Here is a 19642-nt window from a genome sequence, read left to right as displayed (position 1 = left end):
GTAAGTCCCCTGAAGAAAAACAGTCTGAATTCAGGGAGATAACCATGACCAAGGATAAACTCACGGGCACCGGCAGCATTCTTGTTCCCGTGTTTGTGCCGGCCGTTGTGGTGATTGTGCTGCTGGTGATTGGCACCATCAGCAATCCGGAGTTGGCGGGCAACGCCTTCAGCGCCACCCTGAGCTACATCACCGACACCTTTGGCTGGTTTTATATGCTGTCGGTGGCCTTCTTCCTGATCTTTATCGTCGGCATTGCCTTTACCGACTGGGGCCATATCAAGCTAGGGCCGGACCACGCCGATCCCCAGTACAGTTTTCCGGCCTGGTTTGCCATGCTGTTCTCTGCCGGTTACGGCATCGCTCTGCTGTTCTTCGGGGTGGCCGAACCCGTACTGCACTATGCTTCGCCGCCCACCGGCGCCGGTGAAACGGTCGACGCTGCCAAGCAGGCCATGCAGATTGCCTTCTTTCACTGGGGCTTTCATATCTGGGCAATTTACGGGTTGGTGGCGCTGGTGCTGGCTTATTTCGCCTTCCGCCACGGTCTCCCGCTGTCCATGCGTTCTGCGCTCTACCCACTGATTGGCGACAAAATCTACGGCCCGGCGGGTCATGTAGTCGACGTGTTCGCGATTCTCGGCACACTCTTTGGGATTGCCACGACGCTCGGCCTGTCCGTTGCCCAGATCAATGCGGGGCTGAACTACCTCTGGCCGGAGATCCCCGTCAGTACCACCGTGCAGATTGTCAGCATCTTTTTGATCACTGGCCTGGCCATCTTTTCCGTAGTGGCGGGCATGGACAAAGGGGTTAAACGCCTGTCCATTCTGAATATGATTCTGGCGGTCTCGCTGATGTTATTTGTTTTTGTGGCCGGCCCCACTATTCATATTCTCGAAAGTTTTCTGCAAAACACCGGCAGCTACCTCAACTTTATTGTTGAGCGAACCTTCAACCTGCAGGCCTATACCCGCAGTGACTGGATTGGTAACTGGACGCTGTTTATCTTCGGCTGGACCATCGCCTGGGCTCCCTTTGTGGGTCTGTTTGTTGCCAAGATCAGCCGCGGCCGAACCATCCGTGAATTCGTGGTTGGCGTGATGCTGGTGCCAACCATTTTCACTTTTTTGTGGTTCTCCATATTCGGCAATACCGCCCTGCACAAGATCATGAACGAGGGCTACACCGCGCTGATTGGAGAGGTACAGGCCGACCACGCCATCGCCCTGTTCAAGCTCTATGAAATCCTGCCGTTCTCGTCGATTGTCTCGTTTCTCACGGTGATATTGATCATCACGTTTTTTGTGACCTCTTCGGATTCCGGCTCACTGGTGATTGACTCACTGGCCTCGGGCGGCGCCCAGGAATCCCCGGTCTGGCACCGGGTATTCTGGGCCACTTCCGAGGGCGCGGTGGCAGCGGTACTGCTGCTGGCCGGCGGCCTCAGTGCATTACAGACCATGACGATTGCTAGCGCCCTCCCGTTCTCAATCATTATGATCATCTCCGCCATTGGTATGTGGCGGGCCCTGATCATCGAGGGCCATCACCACCGCACCCTGCAACTGGAAATCCACAATCGCTTCAGCGGCACCTCCGGGCGCGGCCTGTGGAAACGTCGCCTGCTCGGTCTGGTCACCTTCCCGCACAAGCACGAGGTAGAGGACTTTATCGCCACCACCGTGACCAAAGCCATGCTGCGGGTAAAGCGGGAGCTGGCCAAGCAGGACTGGTCAGCCCAAATGCATGTGGATGAAGAAAACGCCCGTACCTATCTGGAAGTGCAGCGCGATGACAAAGTGGATTTTGTCTATGAAATCCGCCTCGTAGCTCACCAGCTACCCGATTACGCTTTCCCGGAAATGTCTCACGGCAAGGAGACCGATCGCGTGTACTACCGCGCTGAGGTCTTCCTGCGCCTCGGCGGTCAGTCCTACGATATTTTCGGTTTCGACCAGCACGACATCATCATCGACATCCTCGACAAGTTCGAGAAACACCTGATTTTTCTCGAGATCTCGCCCGGCAACCTGCCGTGGAACATGGTGGAGCACGACGAGATGCTGAACAGCTCGTCGGAGGACCTTGATGCCGGGTTGCCAAACCAGCGCTGAGAACCCCACGAACTTACGGGGCCCGATTTACCACTGCATGGCTGGTTAAATAAACACCACCTTGCTTCTACCGGAGGGCTCCAGCCTGTATAATGCGCGCCTTTCAATGGCTTGCCGCAGGCAAAGCCGACACTCTTTCATAAACGCACCAGAGGATTCCCATGAGCCTGAACGACGTGCCAAGCGGCAAGAACGTACCCGACGAAATCAACGTAATCATCGAGATCCCAGCCCACGCTGACCCGATCAAATACGAAGTGGACAAGGACTCTGGCGCCATTTTCGTTGACCGTTTCATGGCCACCTGCATGCACTACCCCTGCAACTACGGTTATGTGCCCAACACTCTGTCTGAAGATGGTGACCCGGTAGACGTGCTGGTTCCAACGCCTTTCCCGCTGCTGGCCGGCTCTGTCATCCGCTGCCGTCCGGTAGGCGTTCTGAAAATGACCGACGAATCCGGTGTTGACGCCAAACTGCTGGCGGTTCCAGTTACCAAACTGACCCCGACTTACAAAGATGTTGAGCAGGCGACTGATCTGCCTGAGCTGCTGCGCAACCAGATCCAACACTTCTTCGAGCACTACAAAGATCTGGAAGCCGGTAAGTGGGTTAAGGTTGATGGCTGGGACGACGCCGCTGCCGCCAAGCAAGAAATTCTGGATAGCGTTAAGCGCCACGAAGAAAGTTAAGACACGTAGTTACGGCTACTTGGCATCGAAAAAGCCACCAAGCAGACATGCTGCTTGGTGGCTTTTTAGTTGGCGGCGGATGCTTTCGGTTCAGCTACGTATAACGCCGAACAATCGTTGGCATCATTGGATCAGGTCAACCTGCTTGGTGTAGGTATAAGCCTGCAGGTAAAAATGGCCGTACTGGTTGTAGGTGTAGCTGGCGTTCTCGCCGGCGATCTGACTCGAATGCACACCGCCAACTGTGCAGTAGCCGGTCGAGCATACCACTTGGTCATACCAGCTCTTGATCGAGTAGACCTTGTTGGCAATCGGCTTACCGTAGAGCCAGTCGAGGAAGGGGCTGGATACCGACAGGCCCCAGTAACCACAGGTCGAATTCTGGACATTGTAGGGGTAGGTGCCGCAGGACCACAGGCCCCGATAAGCCCCGGCGACACCGACAAAAGTATCGACATTGCTCTGAATGCCCAAGTAGTTAATTTGCTGGGCCGCCAGCGTCACCCCCATGGAATGACCGATAACATCGATCTTCCCGGTACACGACGCATTAAGTGCGCTGTTCAAAGCATCGTAGACGGGTGTTTCTTCCCAACCGTTGTGATTGTTGCAAGCCGCACAGCTCTTACTCCCCCAACTGGGTCGGAAGATCTCGGAGCTGTTGTAACCACGTGACATGAGCTCCGTGTAGGTATTGTCCCAGTCGGATGGATCACCTGTGTTGCCGTGAACCAAGACCACCGCGTCACGGCACTGTGCGTGAACAGCGGTACCGAAGGCCATAAGCGCGACCACTAATAGCGCACGGTTCATTATTTTTATCCTCATCGTCTTCTCCTCTCGCTTGTTTCGGTCATGCCTTGAAGCATGACTCACATGAAAAAGGTTCTTCTTAACAGCAACACCTCTCCGGAGTTGCCAAGTATGGGATGAACGCGGAACGTTGGACTCGGCCAGGAATGGGAAAACGCCGCAGAGCACAGCGACAAAAGGCAAGTGAGCGATTCCATTGAATCAAAGGCATAGACGCCACCGCTTAATTATTGGTTATTCGGGACTGCCATGTTTTAACTATAGACCGCAGTTTCAGCAATTGCCAAGAAAAAATCTAACGATCGTTCGTGTTTAGCCCCACCGGAAAAGCGCAACAGCGTCGAAGGCGCTTATCAAACAGGTCAAAAGAACAAATAAAATATTTATTTAACAGCAACTTATAATTTTTATAACGAAGCAGACACCCTGCCATCGCTCTGCATCAGGAATCCAGAAGCTTGCACTGTAAAAATAACGATCGTTCGTGGTAGGGCTATTGAATAGCGTCGCTTGACTCTAAAGTTAACTCAAGGGTTAATCATCGTGAGCTGCTGAATCAAGGGCCGCATTATGAGCTATAAAATCGGGGAGCTAAGCAAGCTGACTAGCTGCAACATCGAAACCCTGCGCTACTACGAGCGCGAAGGACTGCTGCCACCACCGCCGCGAGGCAACAACGGCTACCGGTATTACCCACAGGATTCGGTGCAACGAGTCAGGTTTATCCTTCACGCAAAGTCACTGGGCTTTAGCCTGGCGGATATTGCCGAGTTGCTGTCAATTCAGGTGGATAAGAACGCGTCCACTTGTGGCGACGTCAAACAGATTGCCGAGCACAAGCTCGCAACCATCGCGCGTAAAATCAGCGAACTGAAAGAGATGTACCGAGCACTGGAAAAAGTGTCTGCGGCCTGCGACGGGTCAGAGGCATCAGCCGAGCATTGCACCATTTTGCAGGCACTGGAGTCCGACGCAGCCAGAGCAGAGAAACATCTTTAAAAACAAGGCAGTGCGCGGGTGTTAGTGCGCGGGTGTTAGCCCACGCGCGGCATTGCAGACTTCAGCTTTTTGTAGAGCTTGGAATTACGCTTGATGGACTTGTGTCGGGCGTAAGCGTCGACTGCCTTTTCCCAAGCACCTTCGCGACCGTGGGCATTCAGCGAGAAGCTGGTACACACCGTTTTGCGCTCGACTTCAGAGGCTATGCCAACCTGAAAAATCGGCGTCAGATTGCCGCTCTTTTCAGTTTTGAGGAGATAGCTAATGCCTTTGACACTGCCGTCCGGGTTGAAGCAACGAATATCCTTTGCTGCCTCACGCGCCTTAATCTGCGCCTGTTCCAGTTCGCGATCGCGGGCCATCGCGGCCTCTTCAATCGCTTTTTTCTTTGCACCGACAAGTCGCTTGCCATTCTCTTTTAACGAGAAATATTCCTGATACAGTTTACCGTCGACAGTACGCCGCACTCGGTAGCCGTAAAAGGCCTGATTATCCAGTAATTTAACGCTCATAATTCAGCACCAGCCTCCCGCTTTCGCCACAAACGTTCCGTGTTAGTCGTTACTTACGTGCGCCTAACTCTACGCTTATCGAGCGATCTTTCAATAGAAATTTTTACATGCCGTGATCCATATCCAGCGAGGGCGCGTAATGAGCTGGTTTTCCGACGACTTTTGCCGGAACCCCAGCCACCGTGACATGCGGCGGCACATCACTAACGACCAGACTACCCCCGGCAATTTTCGCGCCTTCACCGATGGTGATATTGCCCAACAACTTTGCGCCGACACTAATCAATACACCGTCCCCCACCTGGGGGTGCCGAGGCCGATGACCGGTACCTGAGCCACCCAGTGTAACGCCGTGCAGCAATGAGACGTTATCACCGACTCGGGCCGTTTCGCCGATCACCACGCCAGTTGCGTGATCGACCATAATGCCTTTGCCAAGCTGCGCCGCCGGATGAATATCCACATCCAGCGTGGTAGAAATGCGATTTTGCAGAAACAGCGCCAGCGAGCGACGTGATTTTCGCCACAGCCAATGCGCGAAACGATAGGCCTGAACTGCCTGAAAACCCTTGAAAAAAAGCACCGGCAGCACATAGTGATTGCAGGCCGGATCGCGCTCGTAGACTGCGTAAATATCGGCTACTACAGCTTCCAGTATGGCAGGGTCATCGGCCATTGCCGCAGTAAAGACCTCACTTAATGTCATTTCTGGCACACTGTCACATCCTAGGCGCGTTGCCAGGTGAAAACTCAGCGCCGACCCCAGAGAGGGGTGGCTGAGGACGTTGGCATAGTAGTAACTGGCCAGCGTCGGCTCGCGCTCACTGAATTCGCGCACCTCATCGCGAATGGTCTGCCACAACTTGTCACTGTCGTGCTGCACACTCATTGCCTGTTCTCCTGCTCGCAAGCCGAAACGGCCGGCGTGACAAAACGGGTAAAAATTTCCTGCCAATGGGCTTCAACCGCGGATCCCAACGCCAGTGTGTCACACTCGCGCAACACCTTCAGCAGCACCTCGCTCTCAAGTAAGCGCTCACACTCAGCGGCCAACGGCGCAAAACTCAAATGCCAGCGCTCGGGGGCCACGCCGCCTTTATCTCTGGCATAGGGACGAAAAAAACCTTCACTGTTGCCAGCGGCGATCTGCTCATCCAGCCAGCTGTGCAGAGGAGCAAATGGGCCGCGGGCATTCACTTCCGTCGGGGTTAGTTGCACGGCGTAGTCGGGTGCTACCGCCGCCGCATCGTACACGTCGAGATCGGTACCCCAGTGATGGCGGGAAGCACCCGGCAAGGCAGACCAACGCAAAATAGCCTCGACCCACTGCCAATCGCTGAACTGTTCGCGCGACAGTGGCTTACCGTCAGCATCCAATACCGCACGACTACCGTTCGCTTTAGCATTCCAGATCGCGAGCTGACGCTCAAAGGAACGAAAACAACTCACCGGCTGCAGATCAAATCCGGCGCTCCGGGCGCGCACCTGCAAGCGGGAAAAAGCGTCAGCAACCTGGGGATGCAACCGATGGGGCGGTGTCAGCTCAATCAGAAAGCTCTCGTCCCGACCGGTGATTTGCGCAACATTCACAAACATTTTCCCTATGCCATGACCTTCGGCGTTGAAGGCTTCATAACTTGCCCCCACTATAGCGACAATAGCGTGCGGTAACTGACCGCGTTAACGCTGCCTCTGGGGTAATCGGAATGGAATTCTGCAATGGCTGATCATAAAAAGCGAATCGCACTGGCACTCGGCAGTGGCAGCGCGCGGGGAATGGCGCATATCGGTGTGATTCAGCGCCTCGAAGAACGCGGCATTAAACCGGACATCGTCTGCGGCACATCAGCAGGGGCACTGGTGGCGGCGGTTTATGCCTGCGGCAAACTCGACCACTTTGCCGACTGGGTCAGCGGCCTCACCAACAGCGACATCCTCCACTATATGGATATTCGCCTACTGGCCTCCGGCGGCGTCGCTCAAGGCGGCCGACTGATCGATTTTTTCAAGAAAAACTACGGCAACCCGAACATAGAAGATCTCCCGCTGCGCTACACCGCCGTTGCCACAGACCTCTACCGCGGCCGCGAAACCTGGTTGCAGGAAGGCCCGATTTGGGACGCGGTACGCGCCTCTATCGCCATCCCCGGCATTCTGGTCCCCATCGCGCAAGGCAATCACTGGCTGGTGGATGGCGGTCTGGTAAACCCGGTGCCGGTGTCCGTCGGTCGCGCACTGGGTGCGGAGACCATTATCGCGGTCAATCTCAACAGCGATTTACTTAAACCCCCGAAAAAAATTACCTCGGTAAACACGCAAGAACCAGAACCCGAAATTCCTGACGAAGCTTTGGACGATAGCGAATTCTCCATGCTGAGCCGCTTGGGCCAATCCATCAAAGGTGCGGCTACCAACCTGTGGAGCAGCGGCGACAAAGCACAGGCACCGGGCGCGCTGAACGTGATGCTCAGTGCAATCAATGTGATGCAGGATCGCATCACCCGCAGCCGGATGGCGGGCGAACCCGCCGACGTCACGCTGTCGCCCCGTCTGTCTCATGTTGGCTTTCTGGAGTTTTCCCGGGCGGCAGACGCCATTGAAGAAGGCCGCGCGGTTGTGGATCGGCTATGGCCGGAAATCGAATATGCGCTCGAGCTGGCAGACGATGATCACCGCCGCCCGCCCGAGCCCGAAGAGCCAGAACTCCAGCCACCACTGGACGCCAGCAAGATGGTCAGTGCCACCATGGAAAAGGTGCACCCCGACCCCAAGTCAGCAATCGGCGATAAAGCTCAGCCAGAACAAAAAACCTGAGATCGCTTGGCTGACATTGGAGACAATCTTGAGGTCTTGAGCTGCCCGCGCTTTTTCCTGACTGGTACAATGCGCGCCGCTTAACTCAACCTCAGGAGATGCCATGACCTTTCTTTGCCGCAGCGACGAACTCGACGACCCGGGCAGCCTCGGGCTCGACGAGCAGGGATTGTTTGTCGTAAAGCGCGACGGTCAGGTCTTTGCCTACCGCAATAACTGCCCCCATCTGGGCGTGGAACTGAACTGGCTGGAGCACCAGTTTCTGGATGCTGACAACGCCCTGATTCAATGCGCTACCCACGGCGCCCTGTTTGTTATTGAAAGCGGGGAATGTGTCGCTGGCCCCTGTTTGGGACAGGCGCTGGAAGCGGTCGCCATCTGCGAACGCGACGGCGAAGTGCATCTGGCCTGAGAGATATTACATTCGCTCAATGATCGCCGCGGGCAACTGGGGCAGAAACTCCAGCGCGGCAGTCGCGCGAACACCTTCCGGGCCAACCTCACAGCCGTAAGCCAGGACCTCCACCCCCTCAGCGATGGCACGGCGCAGCGTATCGCCATAACGCGGATCGATGCCATCGGCAGGGCCCAGTCGCTCGATACCCGTGTGCATGGCCAGCAAGACCAAGACCGCTCGATCACCCTGCGCGGCGATAGCAATCAGCTCTTCCACATGGCGTCTCGCGCGGTCGCTGACCGCATCCGGAAAAGCACCATAGCCATCCCCCAAACCCAGCGTGACGCTTTTGACTTCCACCACGCAGCGCCCGGGCTCGCTGAGCACAAAATCTGCGCGCGTGCCGCTGGCAATTTTGACCTCGCGCTGGCAGTGGGAAAAACCCTGTAGCTCTGCGATCACGCCCTTGGTAATCGCTTCTTCCACCACCGCATTGGCGCGCGCAGAGTGCACGCAGATTGCGTCACCATTGCTGCGCTCTATGATCTCCCAAGTCATCGGATACTTGCGTTTGGGGTTATCAGACACCGACAGCCACACGGTGGCGCCCTCCTCCACGCAACCGGTCATGGCACCGGTATTGGGGCAGTGCACCGTAACTTCTTCGCCGCTCTCCAGCACCACATCAGCCAAAAAGCGCTTGTAGCGTCGCAACAGGCGCGCACAAATCCAGTGATCAGACATTCTCTACGCTCGGAATTTTATGGAATTCAGAATATGTTATAAGTTGGCAGCCGCACTCTAACAGTTTCGTCGCGCGCTGGCCCGACCGACTTCAACCACAGGACACCCCTGACCTTGAAAATAATCACGCTGACGCTGCTGGGGCTGATCATCGCCCTACCCTTGCAGGCTGAAACCGCGACACCCGACGCGGCGCCGGTGCCCGCTACTGGCAAAAAACCGCTGTGGGAGCTGGGCATCGGCACGGTCATGTTGCACCGCCCGGATTATCTGGGCGCGGATGAAGAGAGCCTTTATTTACTGCCGTTTCCCTCCGTGGTTTACCGGGGAGACTTTCTGAAAGCGGACGACGACGGCATTCAGGGCCTGTTTTTCAAGAGTGAACGACTGGAGCTGGATATCAGTGGCGGCGGTTCACTGCCCGTCAACAGCGAAGATAACAGTGCCCGGGAAGGCATGGACGACCTCGATCCGGCTTTTGAAATCGGGCCTGCCATTACCTACAAATTCACCCTGAACTCACCTCATCGCGTCACCGGCGAATTCAAAAGTCGCGCCCTGATCTCCGTCGGCGACAGCGGTATGCACTACGAGGGCTGGGTGCTGAACCCGGAACTCCGCTGGGAATTTCAGCAAACGGGCTCTGTGCGCTGGGGCGCCAGTCTCGAAGCTCTCTACGGCAATGACGGTTATCACGGCTTTTTTCACAATGTAGATGCGGAGTTTGCGACCCCCATTCGCCCGATCTACCAAGCGGAGGCTGGCTATGGCGGAACCGCGCTGGCAGGCTTTGTCCGCTGGCGTTTTCGCAAGGACTGGAATCTCTACACAGCCCTGACTTACTACAATCTGGATAATGTCAGTTTCGATGACGGGCCGCTGTTTCGACAAAATTACGGAATTTATCTAAGTTTTGCCCTGTCACGTACACTCTTTAAATCTTCAACCTTGGTACCCTGAACGGCATGAAGGTATTCCGTTTTTTTCTCGTCGTGCTGGCCAGCCTGTTGCTGGTGCTGCTCACCACCGTCTCCCTCGTTCTAATTCAGCCCGACTGGTTCAAGAAACCCCTCAACCGGCTGGTGGCAGACCAAACTGGATTGGACCTCACCTTTGGCAAATTAACGACGGGGCTGAAGCCCACCCGCCTTGAAGCCGACGAGTTCAGGCTAGCCTACCGCGGTGAGACACTGGTCAGCGCCAATCAGGTCACCTTGACGCTGTCGGACTGGCCGAGCCTATCGGCGCCTTTTTTCACCCTAAAGCTGAATGCTCCCGCGTTTTTCTACACCATGGACGACGAAGGCCGCAGCAACTGGCCACAATCCGATGCCCCGCCTGCGCCGCCGAGCGAACCTACTGCCCTGCCGCTGCCCGCAGACTTTGCCTTTTACAGTCTGGAAATTGAAAACGGTCAGGCGGAAATTCGACTCCCCGGTCAGGCCCGCAACATCAAAGTCAGCAACCTCAGCCTTGAACGCACCGCCGCCGAAAAGGCCACCCTGACCCTGCAGACCACCATCGACGAGCAGACTTTCAAGGTAAACGGCGACTTTGTGCTGGAGTCTGAAAACCAGCTTGCGCTCAACGTCGGCCTTAACCACGAGCAGCTGGAAACCCTGCTACAGGCAACGGTCAGCACCCGCCCCTACTTTGATGGCAGCCGCGGCAAGCTCAATCTCAGCCTGGAAAATACGGCTTTTCTGAGCGCCCTGCTCGGCACCAAAATTCCGGAGCTGCCCAAAGCTACGCTGGCCGCCGATTTTGCCATTGGTGCCCATTATCAGCTCGACAATGTCGCGCTTCAGCTCGGCGAACAGCGCCTGAACGGCAAGGCAACGTTTTCACCCAAGGAACGTCACCTGACCGCCAGCCTCGAGTCACCGGCGCTGGATATCGACCAGTTACAGGCATTGTTCGAGAATTCTGAAACTTTTGATGAGGCTGCCGAAGAGAGCGCAGAAGACGTGGAGCAGGCCATTACCGAGCCGGGTGAAAAAGGTGAGGCGGCCATTGATTGGAGCGCGCTGAGCGACCTGGCGCTGGATGTCGATATCAAAGTCGGCTCACTGATCGCGCAGGGTATGAGCGCCGAGCAACTGGAAAGCCATCTGGTACTGCGCAGCGAAAACAGCACGCCAAAACTGGCGCTGGCACTGAGTGGCGGCAACCTGCGCTATGACAAACATGCGCTCGATGCACTGGCGGTGAACGCCGAAGTCCACGCGCTGGGCAAGCAAACGGAAGGCGCCGATGCCAAGGTGACACTGACAGCGAAGCTCAACGGCACGGTAGCGCTCGCAGCAAACGGTCGAGCCAATCTCAATGGTCTGGCCGGGCAGGAACTGGAGTTGAAGGTGGACAGCCCAAACACCGCCGAACTCTGGAAAATTGCCAACCTGCCCTACCGCGAGGCCGGCGCTCTGGCGATCACAGGCACCTTCAACAGCGACGATAAAACCCTGACGCCCGATCTGGCCATCGCCCTGGGCGAGCAGCAGCTGGATATTGAAGCCCGCTACACCGATGGCGACCGGCCACTTCTGAAGGTTATTGCCAACGGTCGCAACCTCGACACCCGCTTTATGGAAGCGGAACAAACTGACGCACCTCAGGCTGCGCAGACCGCAGCCGACAACGCGGCCTCAGACGAGGATGCCCCCTTGTTTTCGCGCGAGCCGATTGACACGACAATGCTTCGTGACATGGACGCGGAGATTTCCCTCGATATCAAATCCCTGCGCACCGGCATCAACCAGATTGATGAAGTCGCAATTATCGCCCAGCTCAAGGATGGCCGCCTGACGACCCGCAATAGCCGCGTTGCGCTTCCTGAAAGCTCGGTAGATCTCAGTCTGGATAGCCAGTTCACCGACAAAAATACCAAAGTGCGCACGGAATTGCTGATGGACAGCAAAAACCTAGGTGGGTTGGGGCTGGATCAAGCCGCCCAGATTCGCAATGGCCACGGCAAGGTCACCATCAAACTCCGCACCGAAGGCCTTAGCCCCCATGAACTGGCCAGCGCGCTCAACGGCACCATTGATGTCAAAGCCCAGGATATGGTGATGAACAACAATAAGGTCAACCTGATCGGCTCAGATATCTTTAGCGAGCTGGTGGGCAAACTGAATCCCTTTGCCAAGTCCGACCCAACCACTGAACTGGAATGTGTGGCCCTGTACTTTGATGTCAAAGACGGGATTATGACCAGCGACCGCGCCATGCACGTTGAAACCAGCAAAATGAAAATTATCGGCAAGGGCAAGGTCAATCTTCGCAAGGAGCGGCTGTCGATGAACTTCACGCCCATTGCCCGCAAGGGCTTGGGCGTCAACCTCAGTCAGGTGGTTAAGCTGGTCAAGCTGACTGGCCCCATCACCTCGCCCGGCATCGGCGTCGACGCCGGCGGCCTGCTGACCTCGGCCCTTTCAACCGGCGCCGCTATGGCCACCGGCGGCGCCTCACTGGTAGCCCAAAGCCTGATTGAACGGGCAGCCAACTCGGGCAGCGCCTGTGATCCAAACAAAAAACTGGAGCTGGATATTCCGGAACCAGTTCAGGAAGAACCTGAGCAGGAAGAAACAGCACCGCAAACCGGTGAGCCCGCGCGGGCAGAAGCCGCACCCGGCTGACCGGTCGATTGCTTTTTCCGGACATTCCAGCACAATGCCAGAACTTAACAAACTATAGAGAACACGAGGGAGAGCACGATGAGTACGGTGTATGACTTTGAAGCAGAATCCATTGGTGGCGCCAAAAAATCGCTGGCAGACTACCGCGGCCAAGTATTACTGGTAGTGAATACCGCCAGCAAATGCGGCTTCACGCCCCAGCTGGAAGGATTGGAAGCCATCTACAAGAGATACAAGGAAAAGGGGCTGACCATCCTTGGCTTTCCCTGCAACCAGTTCGGCAAGCAGGATCCGGGCAGCAACGGTCAGATACAGGAATTCTGTCAGCTGAACTACGGTGTCAGTTTCCCGATGCACGCCAAGGTCGATGTAAATGGCGACAACGCGCACCCGCTATTCAACCACCTCAAAAGCGAGGCACCGGGTGTTCTTGGCACGAAGAGAATCAAATGGAACTTCACCAAGTTTCTGATCAACCGTGAAGGTGAAGTGGTGGCGCGCTTTGCCCCGGCGACAACGCCGGAAAAGATCGAAGCAAAGATTCAGTCACTGTTGTAAGCAGCCTCAGTCGCGCGGCCGCTGTGATAAATTCTCAGTGGCCGTGCAACAGCAAAACCTTAAAGCCCTGCCCTTCAAGCACCCGCTCACTGCGCGCAAACAAGCCCTCGGCTTTTTGCTCCAGCGCAATAAACTGATTGACCACAAACAATGCTCTACCGCCTGGCTTTAACCGCTCGGCAGCGCGCTCGAGAAACAGGCGAGTCAGATCGCCGTGCACATCAAAACCTTTGTGAAAGGGCGGGTTACAAAGCACGCAATCAAAACTCTGTTCAATGCCCTGCGCACAATCTGCAGCGACGACTTCTCCCTTGATCGCGTGCTCGGCAAAATTCTGCTGACAGGCCGCAATGGCAGCAGCATTGTTATCCGTCGCCACAATACGCGTCTGCGGCAACAGCTGATGCGCCAGCACACTCAGATAGCCATAACCACAGCCCAGATCCAGCAGGGTTTGAACACGCTCCGGATCCGGTTTCAGTGCCTGCAGGGCTTCGATCAGGAGAGCACTACCGCGATCGATCTTCTGCCAGCCGTAAACACCGGGTTTGCTGAAAAGGCCCGGGGCAGGCGAATCTGTGATGGGGCGCAGCGAGCAATAGTCGCTATCGTCGAGTAGCCCTGAGGGTTCTGACTGTTTGACGATGCGTCCGAGGAAAGCATTGCCCTTGAGCTTCTTCAGCGATTTTTCAGCACCCACCAAGGCGCGCGCTTTGTCGTAATAGGTTTTGATGCCGTCGCCCTTTTCACCGGACAGAACCAGCTCGCCACCCGGCGGCAGCAGCGCCAGCGCCTGATTAATGCAGTGATGAACAAGCGGCTTTTCTTTTGAAACTCGGTAGTAAATGCGGCGAATGCCTTGGTATTCACCAAGTTCAAAATCATTGAGGCTACAGTCCAGGCCGGCAAGCTGCATACGCTCCGCTACGTCCACGCGATTGCTCACCACGCGGAGTTCTCGAACCGGAGGGACGCTGAAGCAATGCTCGTCTGCAATCAGCAGGGATTCCACATCGTCATGCAGCGCGGCATAGAGTTGCTCCAGCGAGGCGTCACTCACGCCTGAGCATTCCCGAGCACAATAGCGACTTCTTCTGCTGTCAGGCTCCGGTATTCACCTTCCGCCAATGACAAATCCAGCTCCAGTTCACCAATCGCTTCCCGGTGCAAACCCACCACATGGTTGTCGATGGCGGCGAACATCCGCTTCACCTGATGAAAACGCCCCTCGCAGATTTCGAGCAGGGCTTCCTTTTCACTCAGCAGATTGAGCCGCGCAGGCAGGGTACGGCGCTTTTCTTCCTGAATAAAAAGCCCCTTCGCAAACCGATCGACGGCGCTTTCCGGTACCGCCTTCTCCAATTGGACCCGGTAGCGCTTGTAGCAACGGCTTTTGGGTGACATCACCTGATGCGCCCACTGGCCGTTGTCGGTAATCAGTACCAGGCCCGTGGTATCGCGATCAAGACGACCGGCAATAATCAAATTATCGAGATTATCCTCGTCGAGCAGATCCATCACCGTTGCATGCCGCCGATCGCGATTGGCGCAGACATAGTCATCCGGCTTGTTGAGCATGAAATAGCGATGCTCAGCCTGGCGGACAAACTGACCACTTATTTCAAGCTGCGCATCAGAGGGAACGGAGATAGCAGGATTGTGCAGAACCTGGCCGTTTACTGATACCTCACCGGTTTTGATCAGTTTTTTGGCATCGCTACGCGAGTAGTCAGTGACACTCGAAACATAGCGATCCAGACGCAGGCTTTCTTTCATTGTTATTGTGTACTCGCGATTTAGTGCTCTCTGGTAGAGAAGAATTCTATATCCGGGTAGCGCTCCTGGGTCAACTGCAGGTTGACGCGAGTGGGGGCCAGATAGGTAAGGTGACCACCACCGTCCAGGGCTAGGTTATCGCTACACTTGCGTTTGAATTCTTCGAGTTTTTTCGCATCCTTGCATTCCACCCAGCGTACCGTGTGTACGTTGACCGGCTCATAAATGGCTTCGACCTTGTATTCGTCCTTCAGGCGATAGGCCACAACTTCAAACTGTAACACCCCCACCGCACCCACGATCAGATCGGAGTTATTGAGCGGCATAAATACCTGAGTCGAACCCTCTTCCGCCAGCTGCTGCAACCCCTTCTGCAACTGCTTGGATTTCATCGGATCGCGCAGGCGAATGCGCTTGAACAGTTCCGGTGCAAAGTGCGGAATACCAGTAAATTTCAGTTCTTCACCTTCGGTAAAGGTGTCGCCAAGCTGAATGGTACCGTGGTTGTGCAGGCCGATAATATCACCGGACATTGCCTCTTCCACCAGCTCCCGGTCACCGGCCACAAAGCTGACCGCGTCGGCAATCTTTACATCCTTACCAAGGCGCACGTGGCGCATTTTCAAGCCCTTGGTGTATTTGCCCGAACAGATGCGCAAGAAGGCAATACGGTCCCGGTGACGCGGGTCCATGTTCGCCTGAATCTTGAACACAAAGCCACTGAACTTTTCTTCCGTTGCCTCGACCTGACGGTTTTCGGTAGCACGGGGCAGTGGCGCCGGCGCCCACTCAACAAAGCCATCCAGCATTTCCCGAACACCGAAGTTGGCCAGTGCGGTCCCGAAGAAAACCGGCGTCAGCTTGCCTTCGCGGTAGGCCTCCAGATCAAACTCGTGGCTGGCACCGCGCACCAGTTCGATCTCGTCGATGAAATCTTCGTGCATATCGCCCAGCAGATTCTTGGCTTCCTCGGACTCCAGGCCGTTGATCTGAATATCTTCGGCAATCACTTTGTTCTGACCCGGCTTGAATACGTGCAGGGTATCGGTATAGAGGTTGTAGACCCCCTTGAACTCGCTGCCCATGCCCATCGGCCAGTTGATTGGCGCGGCGGCGATTCCTAAAACCGATTCCACTTCGTCCAGCAGCTCGATCGGATCGCGAATGTCGCGGTCCATCTTGTTCACAAAGCTAAGAATCGGAGTATCACGCAGGCGACACACGTTCATCAGCTTGATGGTGCGATCTTCGACACCCTTGGCACCGTCGATCACCATCAGCGCCGAATCCACTGCGGTCAGGGTGCGGTAGGTATCTTCCGAGAAATCTTCGTGACCGGGCGTATCCAGCAGATTGACCATCCGCTCCTTATAGGGGAACTGCATCACCGACGAGGTCACCGAGATACCACGCTCCTGCTCCATGCTCATCCAGTCCGAGGTGGCGTGGCGATCGGATTTCTTGCCCTTGACGGTTCCTGCCACCTGAATCAACTGGCCCAGCAAGAGCAGCTTTTCGGTAATGGTGGTCTTACCCGCATCCGGGTGAGAAATGATGGCGAAGGTGCGGCGTCGGGCGACGGCGTCGGTAAAACTGCTCATGGAATAAGTTCAATAATCTGCCGGCAAATGGGCCGTGAATTATACCTACACCGCGCCCTGTCTACACGGATTCTTCTCCACTACTCTACAAGCCTTCGTTGCCAGTGCTCCCCTTCACCGTCAAGGGAGCCAAGGTTCTGGCGCGCTTCATGCATTATCTGATTTGCCGCTGAGTTGTCATGCGCCTGCAATCCACGCGCAGTAGCCTTTGCGGCAACCCCTATTGGAATTATCACCCTCGCCGGAGGAATTCATGACCACCGCAGCATCCGCACCAACATCCACCCCGAAATCAAGCCCTGCACCCAACCGTCCGGTAGAGCACTCTCTGGCCGGAAAACACCTGCTGATCACGGGTACCACCGGCTTTCTTGGCAAGGTGATTCTGGAGAAACTGATTCGGGATTTACCGCAGGTTGGCGGCATTTACCTGCTGATTCGTGGTAATCGACACTACCCCACGGCTCGCGAGCGCTTTATTGCCGAGGTGATGTCGTCCTCGGTCTTCAGCACCCTGCGCCAGCGCAATCGCGCCGCCTTCGAGCGTTTTCTGCAGGAGAAAGTGCACTGCCTGACCGGCGAAGTCACTGAAGCCAATTTCGGGATGAAGGCCGAAGCCTTTCAGCAACTGGCCGACCGCCTCGACCTGATTGTGCATTCCGCCGCGAGCGTTAATTTTCGCGAACGCATGGATGTCGCCCTGTCGATCAACACCCTCTGCCTGCACAACATTGTGGCACTGTCGGCTGCCGGCGGCGCCATTCCGGTGCTGCAGGTATCGACTTGTTACGTCAACGGTTTTCAGCGGGGCTCAATCTACGAGACCTTCAATCCACCGGCGCGAGAAGAACTTCCCAAAGATGCGGACGGCCTGTACGACATTGAACCGTTAGTCGCCGAGCTGCAGGGGAAAATCGCCGAACTGGAAAAAGACTACCAGGGCCGGGCGCTGGCCGAACAGCTGGTGCTATTGGGCGAACGGGAATCCCGCCGCCACGGCTGGAACGATACCTACACCTTTACCAAATGGCTCGGTGAGCAGTATCTGCGCAAGGCACTTAAGGGCAAGGCCCTGACCGTGGTACGCCCAGCGATTATCGAAAGCACCCTGAAAGAACCCACGCCCGGCTGGATAGAAGGCGTCAAAGTGGCCGACGCGGTACTGCTGGCCTACGCCCGCCAGAAAGTGGTGTTTTTCCCCGGCAAACGCAGTGGCGTGATCGATGTGATCCCGGCGGACCTGGTGGCCAACGCGGTCATTCTGGCCGGTGCGGAACTGCTGAGCGCTGCGCCCTGCCACCGGATTTATCAGGCCTGCAGTGGCGCGCGCAACCCTCTATTGCTAGGTGACTTTGTGGATCATCTGATGCGCGAAGCTCAGGAAAACCACATGACCTACGAGAAACTGTTTGAGGTGGAACCGCGCAAACCCTTTAAGGTAATTAACCGCAAGCTGTTTGATGTCAGTCTGTTTTTGCTGTGCCGCACGTTAAGTACCCGCGACAAGACTCTGAAGTTGATGGGCCGCAATCAGCCCTCGCGCTTGCTGCGCAACCTGAATGCGATGAACAAGCTGGCGGAAATTTTTGCCTTTTACGCAACGCCCAACTACGTGTTCCACAGCGAGCAGTTGCAGTCACTGGGCAGACGGATGGGAGAAACCGGGCGCGACGCCCGCTTTCCGGTAGACGCCGCCGTGATCGACTGGGAGCACTATATCCGCAAGGTGCACATAGCCGGGCTGAACAGTTATGCCCTTAACGACGGTAAGCCATCACCGCGTAAATCATCCAGCCAGACATCGACCAAAACGGGGGGCAAGGGCCAGCAGGCCGCTTGATCAGAAGGCCAGCTGCCAGCCCGCGGTAAAGTAGGGTTCGCGCTCCAGCTGCACGCCGTTGAGATCCTGATGCAGCGGCAGGGTGTATTCCAGCGCGAAGCGGTGACCGCGTAGCGCGCCGTCGGGAATATAGGCGTTCAGGCCGTAGCTCAGACTGAGACGATCGCCGCCGTAGTTATCGGTATCTGCGGTGGTGACCATCATCGGATTGAGATCATCGCGCTCGCCGTCGATTTTGCCCTGGGATTCGCCGGTCAGGCGCAGGCTGTAGGACAGGAAGTCTGTCGCTTTACGTGCAAGCCACACCGTCAACGCTGCACTGTTGCCGAGGCGATAGTCATTGTCGTTGCGCTCCATGGGCAGCACCGCCGACAGTTGCGCCCCCCAGTTATACGCGCCCTGATAGGCTTGCCAGGTAATACCGGGCAGCAGATCCAGACTCCCGCTACCCAACTGCATACCATAGGGCAGCTTGGCATCGGCCATGGACGGGGTATCGTCTTTCTCATCAATCGAGCCGGTCGGCAGACTCAGCCCCGCATTCAGATGCAGGGTGTGGCTGTGATCATCTGCTTCAAACAGGCGGATCAGACCGCCAACTTTGGTATCACCGAGACCTTCCGAGCGCGTGGTAAAGCGCATACCCATGCGCGTCACGTGATCCATCTCGTTGCGCTTGTACGACGTCATCAGCATTAACGTCAGATCATCGCTAGGTGCGTACATGGCACCCAGCATTTGCATCTCCATATCCATGCGTGTGGGCGCGACCATGTAGTTGCCGGGCATCATCATCGTCCCCGTCACATCGCCAGCCGAAACCTGACTGGAGCCCTGCATCAGGCCCTCCATGCGCATATCCATGACCCGGTAAGACAGCATCCACTCACCAGCCTTGTGACGGTGATCGCCCATGACGCCAATGGGTGCGTGTGAGGCAGGACCGACGCTCGCGGCATGATGATGGGCGGCGGAGCCTGACGCCAATGGCGCGGCCATCAAGGCCAGCAGCGGCAAGGCGATTTGCAGAGCTTTGGTTTGAGCAGGCATGAGGGGACCTCCGGAAATCGAGGCCGCAATTCTAACAACCCAAAGCGGGTGGCTGAATGCGACAAACTGACGCACTGGCACCCTCCGGGAGAGT

At 56.3% G+C, this 19642-nt stretch carries 18 protein-coding genes; 9 read left to right on the top strand and 9 right to left on the bottom strand.

Annotated features, from left to right (window positions below):
* Positions 1-44 precede the first annotated feature (44 nt).
* Together FHR99_RS10710 and ppa are read left to right on the top strand one after the other, a co-directional pair.
* A complete protein-coding gene (locus FHR99_RS10710; RefSeq protein ID WP_183410648.1) occupies positions 45-2117 on the top strand; it encodes a BCCT family transporter in 2073 nt (690 codons plus the stop codon).
* A 161-nt stretch (positions 2118-2278) separates the two neighbouring features.
* The gene (ppa, locus tag FHR99_RS10705; RefSeq protein WP_183410647.1) at positions 2279-2809 is read left to right on the top strand and encodes an inorganic diphosphatase; all 531 of its coding nucleotides are present in this window, start codon (positions 2279-2281) and stop codon (positions 2807-2809) included.
* Between the two features lie 123 nt (positions 2810-2932).
* On the opposite strand, the gene FHR99_RS10700 is transcribed toward ppa, so the two are convergent.
* Positions 2933-3622, bottom strand: a complete 690-nt coding sequence (locus FHR99_RS10700; protein WP_246386727.1) for an alpha/beta fold hydrolase — start codon at positions 3620-3622, stop codon at positions 2933-2935.
* A gap of 570 nt (positions 3623-4192) precedes the next feature.
* On the opposite strand from FHR99_RS10700, the gene zntR reads away from it, so the two are divergent.
* Entirely contained in the window at positions 4193-4621 is a 429-nt protein-coding gene (gene zntR / locus FHR99_RS10695) for a Zn(2+)-responsive transcriptional regulator (protein WP_183410645.1), read from the top strand.
* A 35-nt stretch (positions 4622-4656) separates the two neighbouring features.
* On the opposite strand, the gene FHR99_RS10690 is transcribed toward zntR, so the two are convergent.
* From FHR99_RS10690 to FHR99_RS10680, 3 genes are all read right to left on the bottom strand, one after another.
* Positions 4657-5133 carry a hypothetical protein gene (locus FHR99_RS10690; protein ID WP_183410644.1) on the bottom strand — a complete coding sequence of 159 codons (477 nt, stop codon included), beginning with the start codon at positions 5131-5133 and terminating at the stop codon, positions 4657-4659.
* A gap of 103 nt (positions 5134-5236) precedes the next feature.
* Positions 5237-6022: a serine O-acetyltransferase gene (gene cysE / locus FHR99_RS10685; protein WP_183410643.1), complete on the bottom strand. Its 786-nt coding sequence runs from the start codon at positions 6020-6022 to the stop codon at positions 5237-5239.
* Complete coding sequence (locus tag FHR99_RS10680; protein ID WP_343067521.1) at positions 6019-6723, bottom strand: M15 family metallopeptidase; 705 nt, start codon at positions 6721-6723, stop codon at positions 6019-6021. The genes cysE and FHR99_RS10680 overlap by 4 nt, the downstream gene beginning before the upstream one ends.
* A 129-nt stretch (positions 6724-6852) precedes the next feature.
* On the opposite strand from FHR99_RS10680, the gene FHR99_RS10675 reads away from it, so the two are divergent.
* Complete coding sequence (locus FHR99_RS10675) at positions 6853-7947, top strand: patatin-like phospholipase family protein (RefSeq protein WP_183410641.1); 1095 nt, start codon at positions 6853-6855, stop codon at positions 7945-7947.
* A gap of 103 nt (positions 7948-8050) precedes the next feature.
* Entirely contained in the window at positions 8051-8359 is a 309-nt protein-coding gene (locus FHR99_RS10670) for a Rieske (2Fe-2S) protein (protein WP_183410640.1), read from the top strand.
* A 6-nt stretch (positions 8360-8365) separates the two neighbouring features.
* Here the strand turns inward: FHR99_RS10670 and sfsA are convergent, their stop codons facing one another.
* Positions 8366-9088, bottom strand: a complete 723-nt coding sequence (gene sfsA / locus FHR99_RS10665) for a DNA/RNA nuclease SfsA (protein ID WP_183410639.1) — start codon at positions 9086-9088, stop codon at positions 8366-8368.
* A gap of 114 nt (positions 9089-9202) precedes the next feature.
* Here sfsA and FHR99_RS10660 point away from each other — a divergent pair, with 114 nt between their 5' ends.
* The 3 genes from FHR99_RS10660 (at position 9203) to FHR99_RS10650 (ending at position 13281) form a co-directional block, all read left to right on the top strand.
* Positions 9203-10048: a MipA/OmpV family protein gene (locus tag FHR99_RS10660; RefSeq protein WP_183410638.1), complete on the top strand. Its 846-nt coding sequence runs from the start codon at positions 9203-9205 to the stop codon at positions 10046-10048.
* 5 nt (positions 10049-10053) lie between these two features.
* Entirely contained in the window at positions 10054-12723 is a 2670-nt protein-coding gene (locus tag FHR99_RS10655) for an AsmA family protein (protein WP_183410637.1), read from the top strand.
* 78 nt (positions 12724-12801) lie between these two features.
* Positions 12802-13281: a glutathione peroxidase gene (locus FHR99_RS10650; RefSeq protein ID WP_183410636.1), complete on the top strand. Its 480-nt coding sequence runs from the start codon at positions 12802-12804 to the stop codon at positions 13279-13281.
* 34 nt (positions 13282-13315) lie between these two features.
* Here FHR99_RS10650 and FHR99_RS10645 read toward each other — a convergent pair whose 3' ends face one another.
* From FHR99_RS10645 to FHR99_RS10635, 3 genes are read right to left on the bottom strand one after another with little or no spacing between them, the layout of a single operon-like run.
* On the bottom strand, positions 13316-14341 hold the full coding sequence (locus FHR99_RS10645) for a methyltransferase (protein ID WP_183410635.1): 1026 nt from the start codon (positions 14339-14341) through the stop codon (positions 13316-13318).
* A complete protein-coding gene (locus FHR99_RS10640; protein ID WP_246386725.1) occupies positions 14338-15057 on the bottom strand; it encodes a pseudouridine synthase in 720 nt (239 codons plus the stop codon). Before FHR99_RS10640 ends, FHR99_RS10645 begins: the two co-directional genes overlap by 4 nt.
* Positions 15058-15077: 20 nt before the next feature.
* A complete protein-coding gene (locus FHR99_RS10635) occupies positions 15078-16658 on the bottom strand; it encodes a peptide chain release factor 3 (RefSeq protein WP_183410634.1) in 1581 nt (526 codons plus the stop codon).
* Positions 16659-16911: 253 nt separating this feature from the next.
* On the opposite strand from FHR99_RS10635, the gene FHR99_RS10630 reads away from it, so the two are divergent.
* A complete protein-coding gene (locus FHR99_RS10630) occupies positions 16912-18498 on the top strand; it encodes a fatty acyl-CoA reductase (RefSeq protein ID WP_183410633.1) in 1587 nt (528 codons plus the stop codon).
* Here FHR99_RS10630 and FHR99_RS10625 read toward each other — a convergent pair whose 3' ends face one another.
* On the bottom strand, positions 18499-19548 hold the full coding sequence (locus FHR99_RS10625) for a transporter (protein WP_183410632.1): 1050 nt from the start codon (positions 19546-19548) through the stop codon (positions 18499-18501).
* Positions 19549-19642 lie beyond the last annotated feature (94 nt).

Origin of the sequence: Litorivivens lipolytica (assembly GCF_014191715.1) — a bacterium.
In the GTDB taxonomy this organism is placed as follows: Bacteria; Pseudomonadota; Gammaproteobacteria; order Pseudomonadales; family Spongiibacteraceae; genus Litorivivens; species Litorivivens lipolytica.
The sequence above is the reverse complement of the archived record's forward strand: the minus strand, read 5'-3'. Positions and strand labels throughout refer to the sequence as shown.